This is a genomic window from Sphingomonas sp. PAMC 26605, from assembly GCF_000241485.1.
Classification (GTDB): domain Bacteria; phylum Pseudomonadota; class Alphaproteobacteria; order Sphingomonadales; family Sphingomonadaceae; genus Sphingomonas.
The window spans coordinates 334,459-354,157 of record NZ_JH584241.1 but is presented as its reverse complement, the minus strand read 5'-3'; the positions used below and the strand labels follow the sequence as shown (position 1 = coordinate 354,157).

Here is a 19,699-nt window from a genome sequence, read left to right as displayed (position 1 = left end):
CGCCCGATAATCCCGCCTACAATCGATTGCAACAGGATTCTTGCAATCGATTGTGGTGGCGAGTCAGTGTAACCGGGAAAGCAAATGCGCGAGGTACTGGTCGTGCGGGGGCATGCTCTCGGCGGCGGTCCCGATCGCCCCCGCCAGCCGCTCGACGAAGACGCGGCTCGCCGCCGCGTCGGGCGCATAGCCGAGCAGCGGATCACGCCCCTCGGGAAAGTTGCCCTGGCCGAGATGCACCGCGGTCCAGCTCGCCTCGCCGAACAGGTCCATCTCGCGCGCGACATGGCGTCCCGAGCGGCGGAAATGATCGAGCTTGAGCCGCAGCGTCTCGGGCACCGCCATCGCCGCGCAGTCGCGCCACAGCGGCGTGTCGCGCCGCTCGGTGAGCTTGTAGTGCAGGATCAGGAAGTCGCGGATCCGCTCGAACTCGGTCGTGGCGATGCGATTGTATTCGGCGATGAGTGCGGGGTCGAAACCGCGATCGGGGAACAGCGCGATCAGCTTGGCGATACCCGCCTGAATGAGGTGGATGCTGGTCGATTCGAGCGGCTCCATGAAGCCGCTCGACAGGCCGATCGCGACGACGTTGCGGGACCAGAAGCTGCGCCGTCGCCCGGTGGTGAAGCGCAGGAAGCGTGGTTCGGCGAGCGCCTCGCCATCGAGCTTGGCGAGCAGCGTCGCCGCCGCCTCGTCATCGGATATGTCGCTGCCGCGATAGACATAGCCGTTGCCGGTGCGGTGCTGCAGCGGGATGCGCCAGCGCCATCCGGCGGCATCGGCGGTGGAGCGCGTATAGGGTAATGGCGGCCCGACCGACGCGCACGGCACCGCGACCGCGCGGTCGCACGGCAGCCACTGGTTCCAGGTCTCGTACCCGGCGGCGAGCGCGCCCTCGATCAACAGCCCGCGAAAGCCCGAGCAATCCACGAACAGATCGGCCGCCAGCGTCCGCCCGTCGGCGAGCGTCACCGTATCGACCAGACCGGTCTCGCCATCGCGCGCCACGTCGACCGCCCTGCCCTCGACCCGCGTGACCCCGCGCTGCTCGGCGTAGCGGCGCAGGAAAGCCGCATAGCGGCCGGCATCGAAATGATAGGCGTAATCGAAGGTCGAGCCGACATGGCGCGGATCGGCCATCGGTGCCGCGAACCGGCCGCGCCGGGCGGCACCCCACGCCATCGCCAGATCATCGAACGCGACCGTGCAGCCGTCCGCGCGCGCCGCCAGCCAGTGCTGGTGGACGGCGACGAGATCGAAGGGTTTGCCGTGCGTGCCGAACGGATGGAAATAGCGTTGGCCGACGCGCCCCCAGTCGACGAATTCGATGCCGAGCTTGAAGGTCCCGCCGGTCTCGCGCAGGAATTCGGCTTCGTCGATGCCGAGCGTCTGGTTGAACAGCCGGATCGGTGGGATCGTCGCCTCGCCCACGCCGACCGTGCCAATCTCCTCGGATTCGACCAAGGTGATCGCACAGCCGCGCGGCAAGGCATGCGCCAGCGCCGCGGCGGTCATCCAGCCGGCGGTCCCACCACCGACGATCAGGATCGAGCGGATCGGCTCGGGCGCTGCGGTCATTGCAGCACCCGCTGCGCCAGCGCGAGCGCCCCGAGCAGCCCTGCGCGCTCGCCCAGCCCCGGCGCGACGATCAGCCCGCCAGCGTTCCCGAAATAGCCTGCGGCCAGCGCTTCGGCGCGCGCGCGGACGCGATCGAGCAACCCCGGCGTCGCCAGCACGCCACCGCCGAACACGATGCGCTGCGGCGACACGATCGCTTGCTGCGCGACCACCAGTTGCGCGAGATAATCGGCGATGATCTCCGGCCCGCGATCCCGCGGCGGTAGCTCGGACAGCGACATGCCCCAGCGCGCGAGGATCGCCGGGCCGCTCGCCAACCCTTCGAGGCAATCGCCGTGGAACGGACAGATGCCAGCGAAGTCCCGGTCATCCGGGTGGCGTCGTGGCAGCATATGCCCCATTTCGAGGTCGCGCAGCCCGTGGACGGGCCGTCCCGCGACGATCGCACCGCCGCCGATGCCGGTGCCGACCGTGACATACACCGCGACGTCGGCGCCCTGCGCATAGGTGACCCCCGCCCCGTCCAGACGGAACACGCGCGCGCCGGCGGGCGCAATCACCTTGGCCTCTGCCCGGGTTCCGGCGAGCGCCACGGCGACGCCAGCGACCAGCAATCCCATATGCAACCGCATGCCCTCTTCCCCCGCAATTCGCCTCTACAAACGATTGCAATCGTAATACGGGCAATTCGCTTTCGGGAGCAAGCCAGTCATGCGCGCTCGCCGGGCCGGCGCACGAAAGCATCGATCATCTACAAGGCGACTGGCAATCTCCGCCGTTCAGATCCTTCTCGGTCATGCCAAGATCGACAGCACGGTCCGCTACTTGGGCGTTGACGGGGAGGACGCTTTGGAACTGGCCGAACGCACTGCGGTCTGAGCCGACTCAGTTGCGAAGCAACGGTGGGGTGGAGAAGGGACAGTCCGATCAATCGACAGGCGGCGCGCTATGGCCTTAGGATCGCCGCTCAACCGCGACAGGGGGCCGAACTGGATTTCATCGACACGCGCCGCACACTTTTACGCGCGGCGATGCTCGCCCCAATGGGGCTTTGGACCCCGGGAAAAGCCCTCGCCGCCGGCATGGCGGCGGATGGCGACATCGGTCGGGGCATTTCGATCGAACTCGCGCGGCGGCGCGCGGCGCAGATCTCGGCGATCCACTACGACCTGTCGCTCGACCTGACCGCGGCGGACACCGCAACGGGCACCGTCACGATACGCTTCGATCGGGTGCAGAACGGCGGTGATCTGGTCTTAGACTTTCGCGGACCGGTGCTGGCCGATCTGACCGTCAACGATCGCCCGCTGTCCACCACAGTGCGGGTCGACGGCCATCTCGTCCTGCCCGCAGCGCTCTTGAAGACCGGCGCCAACGTGGTCGCCGCGCGGTTTGCAACGCCGATCGCGGCATCGGGGGCGGCAATCATCCGCTATCACGACGACAAGGACGGTCAGACCTATCTCTATACGTTACTTGTCCCCTCCGACGCCAACCTGCTGTTCCCGTGTTTCGACCAGCCCGATCTGAAGGCGCGGTTTCGCTGGACGCTGACAGCGCCACCAGCGTGGACGGTGATCGCCAACGGCCCGCTCGACACGCAACAGCCGGCGACCGGCGTCACGCGTTGGCGCTTTGCTGAAACCGAGCCGATACCCACCTATCTCGCCGCCTTTGCCGCCGGGCCCTGGACGCACTGGACGTCGGCACCAGCGGGGGAGCGGCCGATCAACCTGTACGCGCGGACCTCGCGCCGTGCCGAGGTTGACGCCGAGGCGCAGATCGCGACCAACCGCGCTGCCGTACGCTGGCTCGGCGACTGGTTCGGTGTCCCCTTCCCCTTCGCCAAGCTCGACCTGCTGCTCGCGCCGGCCTTCCCGTTCGGCGGCATGGAGCATGTGGGCGCGGTCTTCTACAACGAGGATCGCTTCATCTTCCGCGAACCCCCGACGCTGCCGCAGCGGGTCGGCCGCGACGCCACGATCTATCACGAGATCAGCCATCAATGGTTTGGCGACGATGTCACGATGCGCTGGTTCGACGACCTGTGGCTGAAGGAGGGTTTCTCGACCTACATGGCCGCGCGCATCCAGGCCGAGCTTCAGCCCGACAGCAACGCCTGGACCACCTTCTTGCTATCGACCAAGACGCCCGCGTATCGGGCCGATGCGACCAGCGGCACACAGGCGCTGTGGCAGCCGCTTGAAAATCTCGATGCCGCAAAGGGCAATTACGGCCCGATCGTCTACAACAAGGCACCAGCGGTCATCAAGCAGCTCGCTTTCCTGGTCGGCGAGACGGGGTTCCGCCGCGGCCTCAACCGCTTCCTGACCGACCACGCTTATGGCAACGCGACCTGGCAGGACTTGCTTGGCGCGGTCGGTCGCGCGTCGGGGGTCGATCTGACCGCCTTCGGCAGCCAGTATATGCTGCGCGCCGGCCTTCCGCGTGTCGATACGCAGCTCGAGGTGACCGGCGACAGGATCGGTTCGCTGACACTCGTCCAGCGACCGGTGCGATCACTTCCCGGCGACCGCGGCGGCGCATGGCCGATGAAGGTCCGGGTGCGGCTGGGCTATCGGGACCGGGCGGACGTCGTGCTCGACGCCGCGTTCGACGGCGCCAAGGCCATCGTCGCGGGGGCGGCGGGGCTCGCCGTCCCGGACTATGTCTGGCCGAATGACGACGATCAGGGATATGGCCTGTTTCTGCCCGACGACCGCACCGTCACCTGGATCGTCAAGAACGTCGGCACGGTGAAGGACTCCCTGCTGCGCGCGCTGCTGTGGAGCGCGGTGTGGGACACGGTCCGCGACGTCCGCTTCGCCCCGATGCGTTACATCGCGATGGTGCTCGACCACCTGCCCGGCGAAATCGACGAGCAAATCTCGCGCACGATCCTGTCGCGTGGCGCGACTGCGCTCGACGTCTACCTGCCCGACGGCGAGTCCGCACCGCTGCGGCCCGACTGGGAACAGGCGCTGCTCGCCCGCATCGACGACCCCACCCTTGGCTACGGCCTGCGCAAGGATGCGCTCGATCGTTTGATCGCGACTGGACGAACGCCACTTGCTCTCGCCCGGTTGCGCGACCTTCTCGCTGGCCGCGCAACATTGGTCGGTGCCGCGATCCGCCAGCCGACGCGCTGGGCGATCGTCCACCGCCTGATCGGCGTTGGCGCGCCCGACGCCGCGACGCTGTTCGCCGCCGAGCAGCGGCTCGATCGATCGAGCGAGGCGGTGAAGGACGCTTTCGTCGCCTACGCCGCCACGCCCGACCGTTCGGTCAAGGCTTCCTACTTCAGCCGTTACTTCGACGATGCCGCGCTCAACGAAGCATGGGCAAGCGAAAGCCTTGGCGCGTTCAACACGATCGAGGAGGCAGCTCTTACCCTGCCATTCCTCCGCCCTGCGCTCGACCGGCTGGAGTGGATCCGCCAGAACCGGCGGATCTTCTTCCTGCCTGCCTGGATCGACGCATTCGTCGGCGGCCAGCGCGATCCTGCGGCACTCCAGGTGGTTGAGGGGTTTCTCGATGCGCACCCCGCCTTGCCGATCGACGTTCGCCGCAAAGTCCTGACGGCGCGCGACGAACTGGCTCTGACCGTCCGCATCAGAGCCGCGACATTCGAAGGGAGAGCCTCTTCAAGCGAATGACGACCCACAACTGGCCACTCGACGGCCTTTCCAGGCTTCCAAACTTCCGACATTCATTAATCTTCCACGTCGCCCGACATTTGCGACCGGACGACCGTTTTTCATCAAAGGTTTGTGTTGAGAATGGCGACAGCTGGTAATTGCAACGCCTGTCGCTCACTTCCCCTGCAATCCAACTGACAGCCGAAGTGGCGCGTGTTCAAGGCGAACGCGGGTCCAGAACGATCAGAAGAGCTTTCGCACCCCGAGCCGGACCGTTCGACCCGCCGGGTCAAGGTATGCGCCTTGAAAGCGGTTGGGTGTCCCGCTGTCACGGTCGCGGACCGCGATGCGGTTGTCGAGCAGGTTCTCAATGGCGAAATTGAGGGAAAGCCGCTTCGCCCAAGGCTGCTTCCAGAGTTTCTCAATTTCGATGTTCGTATAATAAAGCAGCAACGTTCGACTCGAAAACCGCAGGTCCGAGGTGGCGACATCGCTGCGAATGCGTGTCGATCCCTGCAGCTGGCTATAGATGCCGGCATTCACCGCCCCGTAGGAGCCGCCGATCGTGCCATCGACATCCCAGCGGGGTCTCCCGCCACTCCCGGTCAGGCTCGCTCCGTTGAGCAGGTCGAGCACCGGCTGGCCACCGCTCAGTTCAAGCCGATCGCTGAACCGGTAGTTGCCGCTGAGAAACACATAGACGTTGAGCCGGGGCGGCGGCGGGGGCGGCGGGGGCGCCGCCTTGGCCGCGAGCGGCGACTGCGGCGGTGCAGGCGGCGTGGGACCGATTTGCGCGTTGCCGCTTAGTGACCAGTGGAGCTTGCGTTCGCTTTCACGTGCAAGATTAACCGGCCGCAGGTCGACGCTGAAGAGATTGCCTTGCAAGTCCCGGCTGAAGAGCGCTGGAAAGGCGGCCTGGAATGGCGCGGTGACGTTGCCGAGTGACGCGCTCTGCCCCTCGATGCGCGTGTTCACCAAGTCGAGCGTCAACCGGAATTCCTTCTTCCGGAAAGGCTGCAGCTGGACGCTGAGCGTGCTGACCCGCCGCTGCTCGGGCGCGAGCGTGGGGTTGCCGCCGTTGAGCGTCGAAACTAGCGCGCTGCTGCCCGTGACATAGTCGAACACCGGCACATTCGGCACGGTGAGCAGAGGATCCACGAGCAAGTTGATCGCCGGCGCGGTTCGCGTCCGGATGATCGAACCGCTCAATTGCACTGGTCGGGTCGGCGTCCAGTCGAAACCGACGGTGCTGTTTGCCAGACGGCCGTAGCCCGACACGGCCGAAACGCCAGCCGAAGCATTCACCCCCAATTGCCCGGCGAAGGCGAGAACGTTCTGATTCGCCGAGGCGATCGGCAGATCGATCGCGGCGCTAGCGCTGGTTATCGATCGCGCGAACGGCTGATCGGCATTCTGTCCGCCGCCGCTGCTTAGCGCGCTGGCGGAACGGCTAAAGTCGGTTGTGACCGTGACGAGCGCGTCGCCGGCCGGCAGCCGGACCAGCGGCCCATTCACGCCGCCGTGCGTCGCGACCGTATCGGTGCGGGTCCGGCTGCGTTGGACCAGCCGCTGTGCCGCCTCTGCCGATCCGAGCGGCTGGAGCGGATCGCCGCCGGCTGCGATTGCAGCCTGAAGCGCGTCGGTCGGCACCCCGGTCTCGGATGCGCTGCGATTGACGACGCGATCATAGCGCGCGGACGCGTTCCACGCCCAGCGCCCGATGCCGCCCTGCGCGGTCATACCGCCGTGCAGCGTCGATGCCTGCCCCTGCTGTCGCAGGATGATACCCGGCAGATAGCGATTGACGAGCACAGGCGTCGTGAACGGCAAAGCCGGCGGGCCCGCTGGAACCGTGATCGCGGCCGCCGCCAAGCCGTTCGACCCGGCCGTCCAGTTCTGCTGCGCCGAGAGGTTAAACGACAGATCGATCGTCTTGATCGGCACTGCGAGCGTGCCGTCGAACCGTAGTTGGTCAGTCCTCGGCTGGAGCGTTCGATAGGGTCCGATGTCGGTGATCGCCTGCCCCGCCGCCGCATAGCTGGAGAGGTTACGGCGCGCCTGCGCGTCGGGCGGAACCGCCGCGATCGTCACTGCGCGGCCGGCAAGTGCGTCGAGCGCGGGATCGATGCTGCCGCCTCCGATGCGCGTGACGTTGCCCTGAAGCGCGAACGGCACGGCGGGATCAGGAAGGATCGACCGGCTGCTCTGCAGGATGTTGTCCTGATGCGTGTACGATCCAGTTAGCGACAAGCGGCGGCCGTCATTGATCCGCGTCGCATTAAGTTCGGCATAGTGCGTGCCGCCACCACCTTCAGTGGTCGTGCCGGCTGTTCCCTGGACCGACAGCGCACGGAAATGCTTCTTGGTGATGAAGTTCATCACTCGCACAGTTGACGGGAAGCCCAACCGCGCGGCGTCCTGCTCCGACAAAATCTCCGTCCGCTCGATCGCTTCAAACGGAAGGCTGTAGAGGTCCTCCACGCCCGACACGCGCCGTCCGTTCAGCAGGAGCGCGGGCTCTCCACCCGCAGCCGACGTGGCGATCCCCTTGAGCCGCGCTAGGACGTCCTTGATCGTCGTCACCCCCAAGCCTTTAAGCGCGTTCTCGTCCAGCACCGCGATCGGTTCGATCGAGCCAACCGCGCTTCCGCGGACGTGGCGGCCGTGAACGATGATGTCCGTGCCGTTGTCAGAAGAGTCCGACGTAGGTGGGTCGCCTTGCGTCAAGGCTGTGGCGCCAGCGGATGTCCCGGTGAATACGACAATTACTGCTAGCGCGCTGTTACCCGTTGTCCGCACTGCATGTCCCCGTAATCGTTGCGAAGTTCGATAACGGTCCGAAAGTACAAGAATATGGCAATGACGGTCATCAAAGGATCCCACTGGAACGAAAGGAGACGGTCGGTATCGGCGCTACATCGTCGCCTGCAATGACCCACAACACGAAATTCAAGCCGCTCAGCACGCTTCCGAAAATCCGCCTTTCATTCATCCAGTGTAACGGCAGATATTGGCATGCCCGGCTTGAAGGTTGAACCGCTTGATGTAAGTGGAAAGAGGTCGGTCCGCTTGCGCGACGGCAGATTATTGGTTGCTCCGCCTACTTTGGTGAGCCTTGCGAACTTCCAATGAAGCCCCTTTTTTGAAGCCGGTCGCCCCAGTGACGTTCAAGAGACGGGCGAGTGGCCCGTCTTCCAGATGCGGATCACGGTATTCGACCGAGCCGCCACCGAAAAGACTGATGGGCGGTTTAGCGACCCGCTGATACGCTTGGTCTTCGCTAGGGATCTTGGTCGCCAATTATTCAATAAAGAACGATGGCATCTCTCGGCAATGCAGCACGGATTGGTTTGCTTTGTTGATCTTAAATCTGCCTAGACAGCGAGATTGCGCGCCACTAACCCAACACAAAAATACAGGGGGTTAGCGTCATGATCGGCACCACTTCTTCCGCGAAGCGTCTCCGCGCGCGTGCGCTCCAGACGAGTGCTATCGTGTTGGCGCTGACGATCGGGCGTCCCGCTTTTGCGCAATGCGCGCCAGAGCCGACCCCAGCCAACGGGACCGTCAGCTGTTCCGGGATCGACCCGAACGGGCTGACCGTCACCACCTATGGCACCACCGTGGTCGTCCCGGCGGGCGCGACCGTGCTCGGAACGACGACACCGGCGGTTGCCGTCAGGCTGCCGTCGGACGTCTATGGCGGCCCCGTCACGCTGACGGTCGCGGGACGGATCGACGGCGGCACGCAGCCCGGCGTCAGCGCGCTGTGGCAACGCGCCGCCAGCGGAACGGGGTTTTCTCCGACCCTACTCGTGCTGACGGTCGCCGCGGGCGGGCAGGTCGGCGGTGTGAACGCGGTCAATATCGGCCAGGCCGCCAACAGCACGGGCAACACCGCCTCCGCGATCATCGACAATGCCGGGACGCTAACCGGATCGAGCGGGATCGCCTTGCTGGCATCTGCCCCCAATTTTATCGGGTTCCAGTCGATCACCAACCGCGCGACGGGCACGATCGGCGCGATCAGCGGCCCGGTCGGCACGATCTCGAACGCCGGCACGATCGATGGCGGTGCGCGGAGCGCGGTCGATCCGGGAACCGGGACGTCCGGGCTGTACGGCGATCTCACCAACACCGGATCGATCGTATCGACGAGCAGCGCGGCGACGCTTGCCAATCTGGCGGGACGATCGCTGTCGAACAGCGGCACGATCGCCAATCGCGGCACCGGCGCGGCGATCACGGGCGAGTCTCTAGCGATCACCAATGCGGTCGGTGGCAGGATCTCGAGCGCAGGCACGACCGCGATCCGGGCCAACACATACCTTTCGCTGCTCAATGCCGGCACGATCACCGGCAACATCGTGACCGCCGCAGCGCCATCATACGCGACCGGCAGCACGATCGATTCGACCGCGGGCGCGATCAGCGGCGGCGTCACCTTCGGTGCGGGCGACGATACGCTGATCGCGAACTTCGACGGCACGCGGCCGATCACCGGGATCACGGGCGCGATCGACGGCGGCGCGGGGACGGATACCCTTCGTCTACGCTTCGCCGCCGATGCAACGCTGAAGAGTGCGATCGCGGTTCCGGCCAATTTCGAACGCCTGATCCTCGCACCCGCCGCAAAGGTGACCACGACGCTCGCCGCCGGCTTCAGCGCGCCCGCACCGCTGCTGATTGGCGGGAACGGCACGGTCATCAATCAGACGACCCTGACCGGAACGACACAGGCGGTCATGCTGTCGGGCTTGGGCGTGCCACAGGACTATCCATCGTTCGTCAACGCCGGGACGATCCGCACCACCGCCGGGACGGCGAGCGTGTTTGCGGTCGATCTAGGCTCAATCGCCGCTCGCTTCGAGAATAGCGGCACGATCAGCGCTTCGGGGGCAGGCTTGGTCAGCTTCATCCAGGGGAGCGTTGTCAATAGCGGGACGATCACCGCTGCAGGAACCGGCGTGTCGCTGTTCGGCTCGAACTTCACCAATTCCGGCACGATCCGCTCGACCGGCGGCATCGGCCTCGTCCTGACGGGGTCCAGCGGGGGCAATCAGACCAACAGCGGCCGGATCGAAGGCGCGACGATCGGGGCGCAGCTCAGCACCTCGCTCATTAATACGGGTACAATCACCTCATCGGACACGGGCGTATCGCTGAGTTACTACGGCGTGTTGGACAATCGCGCGGGCGGTGTCGTCACGGGCGGGCGGGCCGCCATTTCCGCGCTGACTACGCTGTTCGGAGCAACCGTCGCGAACGCCGGCACGATCAACGGCGACGTCCGCCTGCCGGGGTCGGGGATCGCCGGGGACACCTATAACGGCAACCGCTATTTCGCGCTGCCAGGCGGCATGCTGAACGGCAATCTGACGCTCGCCAGCAGCAATACGCTGATCACCGACATCGTAAACACCGGCCCCGGCGCCTTTGCCGGCATCACCGGCACCGTGACCGGCGCGGGTGCCGCGCTGCGCTACCGCGTACGCACCGCCGCCAGCGCGACGCTCGGCCTTCCGGCCGGTTTTGCGAGCGTCGGCTATGACCTGTCCGACAAGGGGGCGCTTACGCTGACCGGCGGGTCGGCTGCATCGCTGTCGCTGGCCGGCACCGGCAGCGTCGATCTCAACGCCACCATCACCGCCACGGGGAGCCAGCCGGCGATCGCGGTGACCTCGGTCCTGACCGCACCCGGCGAGGCCTATCCGCTGACCAGCGCGCTGGCGATCACCAGCCGCGGCGCGCTGTCGCTCACGCATTCGAACAGCAACCTCTACCCCTATGCCGCGGTCTCGCTCGGCTCCGGCGACAGTTTCATCAATGCCGGGACGATCACCGTCACCGACACCGCGACGACGGTCTACAGCCGGATCAACGCGATCGCGGGTGGCGCGAGCGTCGTCAACTCGGGCACGATCAGCCTCGGCGGGGCGGCCGGGGTGTCCGCCGCGAAGACCTTCACCAACGGCGGCAGCATCGTCCAGATCGCGGGCACGCCCGCATCGGTCGGCGTCGTGAACGTCGGCTCGCTCGTCAACAGCGGCACGATCGACGTTGCGGGCAACGCGGTGCTGGTCAGCTATACGAGCGCGTCGATCACCAATTCGGGGCGCATCGCGAGCTCGGGCACGACCGCGATCGCGACCGATCCCAACGGCTATGTCTCTTCGCTCGCGATCACCAATCTGGCGGGCGGCACGATTGCCGGGGGCGCCGGCAAGTCGGCGATCCAGCTGTCCGGCGGCGCGATCGCCAATGCGGGGACGATCACCGGATCGGTCGATCTGAGCTATTCGCCCTATGGCGGCCCGTCGTATGCGAGCGGCTTCTATCTGGCCAATGGTGGCACGCTTGCCGGCAACCTGACGTTCGGAAGCGGCTCTGACACTTTAATCGCGCTGAACGACATTACCGGCGTCAGCGGCACGATCGACGGTGGGGCGGGCACCGATCTGTTCATCCACGCCCGCAACACCACCGGGAACGTCACGCTCGGCCTGCCGGGGATCGTCAATTTCGAGCTGCAGGGCGTCCGCGCGCTTGGCGCCGACACGATCGTCACGGCCAGCGCCGCCACACCGGTCGCATCCGACCTCTATCTCTCGGGCGATGGCAGCATCGTCAACACGGCTTCAGTCAACGGCGCCGTTCGGGTGGGCTCGTTCGGCTATGTGCCTGGCAACGCAGACCCCGATGCGTCGTTGCTGCTTGCCGCGTTCACCAACCAGGGCAGCATCCGCGACGGCTTCGTCGGCGCGACGCGCAGTTTCTCCAATGCGGGTACGATCGGCTCCGCCACGCTGCGCAACGCGGCGGTGGCGCTAGGCAGCGACTCGACCGGTCTGACCTTTGCCAACACCGGCCAAATCGCGAACGGCGATGGCACGGTGGCGGTTTCGTTGGCGAGCTATTCCGGCGCGGTCACCGCATCGAACTCTGGCACCATCACGGGAGGCCTGTCGGCCACATCCGGCGGCACATATTACACCGACCCGAGAGCAGTCTCCGCGCCGCTCGCGGCTTCCCTCACCAACTCGGGGAATATCGGTAGCCTTTCCCAAGCGGTGTCACTCAACCTGAACGACGTACAAGGCGTTGGCGGAACGATCTCGCTGGCCAATAGCGGCACGATCGAAGCGACCGGCGTCGCAGGCACGGGCGCCTCGCTGTACAGCTACAACCCGTATTCTTATTATTACGGCGCCCAAGCCGGACCGACGGCGATCGCTGTCAGCAATTCGGGCACGATCCGCGCCAACGGTGGCGGCGTCGAATACGCTTATGATTACGGCAACGGCGACACATACCGCTACACGCAGATTGCGACCGGACTCAGCCTAACCACCGCAACCGGCACGCTGAACGTCGCCAATGCTGCCGGCGGCGTGATCGAGGCGACGGGGGCACGTTCGGTTGCGCTGATCAGCTATGGTCCCGGGCTTTCGCTGACCAATGCCGGCACGATCCGCGGTGGCGCAGGGACGACCGTCGCGCAAGACGACTCGCTGGTGAATTCGATCGGCTCGACCTATCTCGCCGGCGCGATCCAGACCGTCGGCGATGCCGACGATCGGATCGTCAACACCGGCACGATCATCGGCTCGATCGCGCTCGGCGGCGGCAACGACACGATCGAGAATCGCGGCACGATCCAGGGCAACGTGTTCCTCGGCGCCGGCGACGACACCTTCCTGCAGCAGGCGAGCGCCAGCCTGATCGGCACCGTCGACGGCGGCGCCGGCACCGACAGCCTGATCGTCGATGCGACCGGCGGCGGCACGATCAATGCCAATCAGTTCGTCAATTTCGAGCGGTTCAGCCAGATTGGCGCGGGCAACGTCACTTTTTCGGGCGCGTTCAGCTTCAACACGATCGCCGTGATGGGCGGCGACATCACCGTCAACGCCGGCCAGACCCTCGGGAGCGCCGGTCCCGTGACGATCACCGGCAGCGACGCCAACGAGACCGTCACCAACAACGGCACCATCGCCGGCTCGATCGACACGGCGGGCGGCAACGACCGCGTCGTCAACAATGGCACGATCCGCGGCGCGGTGACGCTCGGCAGCGGCGACGACACCTTCGTCGAGGGCGTCGGCAGCCGCGTCGTCGGCGGCGTCGACGGTGGCGCGGGCACCGACCTCTACACCGTGATGCTCGCCGGCGACCGGAGCGGCATCGGCCAGCGCACGGGGTTCGAACAGCTGGCTGTCGCCGGGACGGGCACGCTGACGCTGGCGCTCGACCAGAATTTCGCGAGCATCGCCCTCGCCGGCACCGGCCTCAACCTCGCGCTCGGCGGTTTCCGCGTGGGCGCGGTGACGGGCAGCGACGCGGCGGAAGCGCTCGCGGTCGATGGCGACGTGGCCAGCGTCGCGCTGGGCGGCGGCGACGATCAGCTGTCGCTCGGCACGACCCGCGCGGCCGGGCGCTACGACGGCGGCACCGGCAACGACCTGCTGCGCTTCACCGCGATGGGCCCGGTCACGCTGTCAGGGTCGGCCACCGGATTCGAGCGCGTGCTGCTTACGGGCAATGCGCTGACGGTCACCGGCACGCTCGGCGCGGCGGGCGCGCCGCTTGCGTTCGGCGATGGGGACCAGCAGCTCGTGCTCGCGAGCGGCGGGACGATCGCCGGGGTGATCGACCTCGGCGCGGGCAATGACAGCTTCCGCTGGGCGGCGGGCGGAATCCTCAACGGCAGCGTCGCGGGCGGCGCGGGCAATGACAGCGCGACGATCGAACTCGCTGGCGACCGCACGCTCGCGGCGAGCACGCTCACGGGCTTCGAGACGCTGGCGACCGAGGGCACCGGTACGCTGTCGATCCCCGACAGCCAATCCTATGCGCTGATCTCGGCGAACACCGATCTGGCTGTGCTGGCCGGCGGCTCGCTAACCGTCGCGCAGCTCCAGTTCGGCGCGGGCAACAATCGGCTGAGCATCGCCGGCCAGTTCGCCGGATCGGTCGATGGCGGCGCCGGTAACGACACGATCGCGGTCTCGGGCGGCAGCGCGAACGCACCGGTGGCCTTCGGCACGATCGCAAATGTCGAGAGCTTCGGCATGTCGGCGGGCTATGCGACCATCGCCGGCTCGGCCGCGCTCGGCAGTGTCGATCTCTCCGGCGGTCGGCTGGTCGGCCTCGCCGGCTCGACGATCGGGGCATCGTCGATCACCGTGCGGCAAGGCGCGACGTTCGGCTCGGCCGGGACGGTCAATGGCAACATCACGGTCGCCGGGACGCTCAGCCCAGGCGCATCGCCGGGCACGATGACGGTCAACGGCAATGTCGCGCTGCAAGGCGGCTCGATAGCGCTGTTCGAGCTGACCTCGGGCGTATCGGACAAATTGGTCGTCAACGGCGCGGTTTCGATCGCGTCGGGCGCGACGCTCCAGATCGTGCCGATCGGGACGTTGCGACCTGGCGCCTCGTATGACCTCATCACCACGACCGGCGGCATCAGCGGTTCGTTTACGACGGTGCTCAAGCCGGCCGACCTGTTCGGCGTCCTGGTTCAGCGCGCGGACCGCATCCAGTTGCTTGGCCAGTTCCTCGGCGACGCGAGCTTCTCGCCGCAGGTCGCGCGCAGCATCGCTTATGCCAACGCCCAGCTCGTGGCGCTGCCCGCGACCAGCCCGCTGTTCGCGGCCGTCCCGGCGCTGCTAACCAGCTCGGGCGCCTCCAACCCGATCGCATTCGCCCAAATCACACCTGAGGCCTACGCTTCGGCCACGCAGATCGGCGTCGACAATGCGCTGACGCTGACCGGCGCGGCGCGCGGCGCGGGCTTCGCGGCGAGCGGCGATACACCGCACGCCTATACCTTCGCCCAGGTGCTGGGCGGATGGCATCAACTGGGCGACGGCCCTGCGGCCGGCACCGCTGCCACGCGCGGCAACAGCTACGGTTTCCTCGGCGGCTTGGGCTTCGGCGACGCGACGTGGAGCGTTGGCGCCTTCGGCGGGTATCTCAACGATCGCCAGCAGATCGATGCGCTGGGCGCGCGGACCAAGTCGGATGGCGTCGTGGCCGGGGTTCACGGTCGATACCGCAGTGGTGCGCTCGGGGTCACCGCCTCGATCCTGTACGACGGCGGCGACGCGCGGACGGAACGCGCGCTTCCCGCCGCGATGTCGGCAACCGGGCGGTACGGCCTGCGCAGCTGGGTCGGCGACGTTTCCCTGAGCTATGGCGTCGAGCTGCCCGCGAGCTGGGCCCTGCGCCCGCATGTCGGCGTGACCTATGTCCGCACCGCACGCGGCGGCGTGGTCGAAGCCAGCAACAGCGCCTTCGCGCTGACGGTGGCGCGCGACCGCCACGTCGCCGGGTTCGCCGATGCGGGCGTCTTCTTCGGCCGTAGCGACACATCTGCCGCGCGCTTCCGTCCGTTCGTGTCGCTCGGCGCGCGCTATCAGATCGAAGGACAGAGCACCGCCGCCGTGGCGGGCTATTCGGGCGGCACGCTGGCCCTGGAAGCCGTCGGGGCGCCGCGTGCGCGCTGGGTCGGCACAGCGACGGCCGGTATCGGCTATCGCCTCCCGAGCGGGCTCGACCTGTTCGTCTCGGCCGCGTCGCAAACGGGTCGCGACGATCATGACCAATCGGCCACAGCCGGTATACGGCTGCGGTTTTAAAGTCTGCGCGTTCGTCGCATTGCTGCCGATTGGCGGACGATGCGACGCGCGAACTGCACGCAGCAGCGCTAAACTGGTGGCTGCCAAGTCGCGGCGGGCCGAACAATACTTTGGCTCTCGCGGGGCGACACCTTTTTCGGCCGTCGGATGGAGAAGCGATTTTCATTCACGCTGCTACGAAGCTGCCGGAGCATGGCATGATGTATTCGGACGAAACCAATGCCGCCTACAGCCAGCGTCTGGTCAAGACACGCAGCTACACCGGCACTGCATGGCAAGACCTTGGCGACCTGGTGTCGAGCAGCATACAGGCCGACCGGCCGGGAATGGCGGTGGTGTCCAAACTCGCCAGCGGGTCGCGCATCATGACCTTCGAATTGTGTGGCCCCGCCGCCTGTACGGCCTTCTACAAAACCTCCACCGATGGGTGGGATTGGAGCGATGCGCACAATGTCGGTTCGGCCATTCGCCTTGCCGACGGGCGCTATTTCGCACACGCCCCCACCAACACCGTGCTGCCCAACGGCGCGATCATGATGGTCGGGCAAGTGCTGATGAACGGCGACGGCTCGGTCGCTGCGGCTAACGGGTCGACCATTTTCAAGAGCGCGAGCGGAAGCGTCGCCTGGCCGTGGACGACGATCACCGCGCCCGTTTCTGTCCCCGGCGCTTATGACAATTACTGCCCCAATTACTCTTCGCCGCTCTTGTCGGTCTCGAAAGGCGCCAGCGTGCTTGAGATGGCCAGTCGCGTACAGACCAGCCACTGCCTGATGTATTTCGGACGCGGTTCGGCGAACTGAACGATCGGGCCGGGCGACATCCGTCGTCCGGCGCGATTGCTGCCCCGAGGCGGAGGGATAAGATGAGAGCGGGTATCATTGCGGGTCTGATCGTCGGCTGCCTGTGTGTCGCGGCGACGCTCTGGCCGGGCGCTCGACCGACGAAAGGTCGGAGCGGCACCGCAATCATCGTCGTCCGAAGCGATCCTCCCCCGCCAGTCCTGCGCGCGCCCCATCGAGCGCGGCCGACATCGCCGCGGATGCAAGCGCGCAAGACCCGCGTCAGCTCTACGCGTTGGTGCGCCAGGAGCGCCGCGACCCGCTCTGGGCGAGCCGCGCCGAAGCCGCGATCAAGGATCGGATCACCAGCGTCGCCGATGTCGGGCGCGATGCGCCGCTGGACGTGCTGTGTGACATGAGCATCTGCGAGGCGACGGGCGTTGCCGCCGCCGGTGCGCCGCCGGAAACGCTGGAGCGCGCGTGGGAGGCGTTGCAGCGCGCGACCGGCAGTGCTGCGCTCAATGGACTAGAGCTGATCTCGACGGCATCGCGCTTCGGCAGCGGCCAGCAATGAAGGCGGGTGCGCTCACCACCACGTCCCGTACAAAGCGACGAGGATCAGCAACACGCCGATCGCGCCGACGTTGAACGACGGTTCGGTCGCGTAGCTGACCGACTTTGTGTCGATCGTATCGGTCGCGCTGCGCGACCGCGTGATGAGCGAGACGATCACCGCCAGACCGAGCGCGATGAGGAACACCAGCCCCATCCGGTTCATGAAGGGCAAGGTCGGCAGCAGCGCCTTGAACGCCCACGACAGGATCACCGATGCCGCCGCGGCGGTGAGGGCGCCGGCTTCGTTGGCGCGCTTCCAGAACAGGCCGAGCAGGAAGATCACGGTGATGCCCGGGGTGAAGAAGCCGGTGAATTCCTGAATGAACTGGAACGCCTGTTCCGAACTGCCGACCAGCGGCCGCGCGGTGACGATCGCCAACAGGATCGCGACCACCGCCGCCGCCCGGCCAACGAAGACGAGGTGTCGCTCCTGCGCCTCGCCGCGATCGACCCCGCCGCGCCGCTTGGCGTAGAGATCGAGCGTGAAGATGGTCGCGATCGAGTTGATCTTCGATGCGGTCGACGCGACGATCGCGGCGATCAGTGCCGCAAAGACCAGCCCGAGCAGACCGCTCGGCAACAGCCGCATCATCGTCGGATAGGCTTCGTCGGGTTTTGCCAGGCCGGGCGCCAGCACCACCGCGGCGATGCCCGGCAGGACGATGACGAGCGGCATCAGCAGCTTCAGGAACGCCGCGAAGATGATGCCCTTCTGCGCCTCGCCGATGCTCTTGGCCGCCAGCGCGCGCTGGATGATATATTGGTTGAACCCCCAATAGCTGAGATTGGCGATCCACATCCCGCCGATCAGCACCGAGAGGCCGGGGAGATCCATGTAATGCGGGTCGCTTGGCTTGAGGATCATGTGGAAATGGTCGGGGATCGCCGCGGTCAGGCGATGAAAGCCGGCGATCAGTCCTGCCCCCTCGCCCAGCTTGCCGAGTGTTAACGCGGCGATGATCAGGCCACCGAGCACGAGCAGGGTAACCTGCACGATGTCGGTGAGCGCGACGGCCTTCAGGCCTCCGCGAATCTGGTACAGCAAGGCGAAGGCGCCGAGCAGCACGAGCGCGAGATCCTGGTTGATGCCCGCGACCTTGGTCACCGCGATCGAGCCCAGCCAGATGATCGAGGTCAGGTTGACGAAGACGTACAGCGCCAGCCAGAACAGCGCCATCAGCGTGCGGATCGAGGGACCGTAGCGCCGCTCGAGGAACTGCGGCATTGTGTAGATCTGGTTCTTGAGGAAGATCGGCAGAAAGAATTTGCCGACGATCAGCAACGTCAGCGCCGCCATCCACTCATACGAGGCGATCGCCAGGCCGATCGCATAGCCCGAGCCCGACATGCCGACGATCTGCTCGGCCGAGATGTTCGCCGCGATCAGCGAAGCGCCGACCGCCCACCACGGCAGATTCTTCGACGCCAGAAAATAATCGGTGGTGTTCTTCGGCCCCGCACCGGCCCGGTCGCGCGAGACATATTGCGCCAATCCGAAGATACAGACGAAATAGACCGCGACGACGATGATGTCGATTGTGGCAAGCTGCATCCCGAACCCTTCCCCAAATTCGGTCCGCCAGCTAAGCATGGCATAGCGGCCGGCCCATTTATATGATCTATTCTACCTACAAGGCGAACCGCAAGGAGTGCAAGCAATGTCTACCGACCCCGGTGAAATTCGGATCTCGCTCGGGCGTAATCTGACGTACGGGTTGCTCGATCATCTCGGCAAAACCATCGTCACCGGCGGCTATGCCGACAAAGCCTTTCCGACCGAGGCTGAATTGTCGAAGCAGCACGGCGTCAGCCGCTCGGTGACGCGCGAAGCGGTCAAGATGCTGACGACCAAAGGCCTGCTCAGCGCGCGACCGCGGCAAGGCACCATCGTCCAACCCGACAGCGCGTGGAATCTGTTCGACCCCGACGTGCTGCGCTGGCTGCTCGATCGCAAATTCTCGATCAAATTGCTGCGTGAGTTCAATCAATTGCGCGTGGCGATCGAGCCGGCCGCCGCGGCGCTCGCCGCGACCTTCGCCGACAAGAAGGGGCTGGCGCTGATCCGGGCCGGGTTCAACCGGATGCGCGTTGCCGAAACCGGCGAGGACGACACGCTCGAGGCGGACATCGCGTTTCACGTCGCGATCCTGCGCGCTTCGACCAATCCGTTCTTCGCGCAATTCTGCGATGTCGTGGCGACCGCGCTGCGCACCTCGATCCGCTTTACCAACCGTATCCAGGGCCGGACAGCCGATCTCGCCGCGCACGAGGCGGTGCTGTTCGCGATCGAAGCGCGCGATCCCGAAGCGTCCCGCATCGCGATGCTGCGCATCCTCGACGACGTGATGGACTTGATCGTCCGCTCGTCCGCCGAATGAACGGCAGGTACCCCAAAAAAACGGACGCGGCCTTGGCCACGTCCGCGAGGAAGGGGCATCCGGTC

Annotated in this window: 9 protein-coding genes and 1 pseudogene; 6 read left to right on the top strand and 4 right to left on the bottom strand. The window is 66.3% G+C overall.

Annotation, left to right across the window (positions count from 1 at the left end):
- Positions 1 to 63 precede the first annotated feature (63 nt).
- Positions 64 to 1,578: a tryptophan halogenase family protein gene (locus RH90_RS01590; protein ID WP_010183459.1), complete on the bottom strand. Its 1,515-nt coding sequence runs from the start codon at positions 1,576 to 1,578 to the stop codon at positions 64 to 66.
- Positions 1,575 to 2,210 (bottom strand): ROK family protein, encoded by a 636-nt coding sequence (locus RH90_RS01585; protein ID WP_081476854.1) that lies wholly within the window; start codon positions 2,208 to 2,210, stop codon positions 1,575 to 1,577. The genes RH90_RS01590 and RH90_RS01585 overlap by 4 nt, the downstream gene beginning before the upstream one ends.
- A gap of 96 nt (positions 2,211 to 2,306) precedes the next feature.
- Between RH90_RS01585 and RH90_RS24175 the strand changes: the two are divergent.
- Positions 2,307 to 2,457: pseudogene (locus RH90_RS24175) on the top strand (integrase); the annotation flags it as partial.
- A 164-nt stretch (positions 2,458 to 2,621) separates the two neighbouring features.
- The gene (locus RH90_RS01580) at positions 2,622 to 5,234 is read left to right on the top strand and encodes a M1 family metallopeptidase (RefSeq protein ID WP_198283380.1); all 2,613 of its coding nucleotides are present in this window, start codon (positions 2,622 to 2,624) and stop codon (positions 5,232 to 5,234) included.
- A gap of 225 nt (positions 5,235 to 5,459) precedes the next feature.
- Here the strand turns inward: RH90_RS01580 and RH90_RS01575 are convergent, their stop codons facing one another.
- A complete protein-coding gene (locus tag RH90_RS01575) occupies positions 5,460 to 7,943 on the bottom strand; it encodes a hypothetical protein (protein ID WP_010183455.1) in 2,484 nt (827 codons plus the stop codon).
- Positions 7,944 to 8,647: 704 nt separating this feature from the next.
- Here RH90_RS01575 and RH90_RS01570 point away from each other — a divergent pair.
- From RH90_RS01570 to RH90_RS01560, 3 genes are all read left to right on the top strand, one after another.
- Complete coding sequence (locus tag RH90_RS01570) at positions 8,648 to 15,859, top strand: autotransporter outer membrane beta-barrel domain-containing protein (protein WP_010183454.1); 7,212 nt, start codon at positions 8,648 to 8,650, stop codon at positions 15,857 to 15,859.
- A 197-nt stretch (positions 15,860 to 16,056) separates the two neighbouring features.
- The gene (locus RH90_RS01565) at positions 16,057 to 16,662 is read left to right on the top strand and encodes a hypothetical protein (protein ID WP_232280281.1); all 606 of its coding nucleotides are present in this window, start codon (positions 16,057 to 16,059) and stop codon (positions 16,660 to 16,662) included.
- Positions 16,663 to 16,939: 277 nt separating this feature from the next.
- Positions 16,940 to 17,215, top strand: coding sequence for a hypothetical protein (locus RH90_RS01560; RefSeq protein ID WP_157134633.1), 276 nt, complete (start codon positions 16,940 to 16,942; stop codon positions 17,213 to 17,215).
- 12 nt (positions 17,216 to 17,227) lie between these two features.
- Here the strand turns inward: RH90_RS01560 and RH90_RS01555 are convergent, their stop codons facing one another.
- Positions 17,228 to 18,808: a sodium/sugar symporter gene (locus tag RH90_RS01555; protein WP_010183451.1), complete on the bottom strand. Its 1,581-nt coding sequence runs from the start codon at positions 18,806 to 18,808 to the stop codon at positions 17,228 to 17,230.
- A 106-nt stretch (positions 18,809 to 18,914) separates the two neighbouring features.
- Between RH90_RS01555 and RH90_RS01550 the strand changes: the two genes are divergently transcribed.
- Positions 18,915 to 19,634 carry a FadR/GntR family transcriptional regulator gene (locus RH90_RS01550; RefSeq protein WP_010183450.1) on the top strand — a complete coding sequence of 240 codons (720 nt, stop codon included), beginning with the start codon at positions 18,915 to 18,917 and terminating at the stop codon, positions 19,632 to 19,634.
- Positions 19,635 to 19,699: the final 65 nt, after the last annotated feature.

Coding starts and splice junctions, on each gene's coding strand:
- RH90_RS01565 (WP_232280281.1), top strand. CDS start 16,057: ATGATGTATTCGGACGAAACCAATGCCGCCTACAGCCAGCGTCTGGTC.
- RH90_RS01555 (WP_010183451.1), bottom strand. CDS start 18,808: ATGCAGCTTGCCACAATCGACATCATCGTCGTCGCGGTCTATTTCGTC.
- RH90_RS01550 (WP_010183450.1), top strand. CDS start 18,915: ATGTCTACCGACCCCGGTGAAATTCGGATCTCGCTCGGGCGTAATCTG.
- RH90_RS01590 (WP_010183459.1), bottom strand. CDS start 1,578: ATGACCGCAGCGCCCGAGCCGATCCGCTCGATCCTGATCGTCGGTGGT.
- RH90_RS01580 (WP_198283380.1), top strand. CDS start 2,622: ATGGGGCTTTGGACCCCGGGAAAAGCCCTCGCCGCCGGCATGGCGGCG.
- RH90_RS01585 (WP_081476854.1), bottom strand. CDS start 2,210: ATGCGGTTGCATATGGGATTGCTGGTCGCTGGCGTCGCCGTGGCGCTC.
- RH90_RS01570 (WP_010183454.1), top strand. CDS start 8,648: ATGATCGGCACCACTTCTTCCGCGAAGCGTCTCCGCGCGCGTGCGCTC.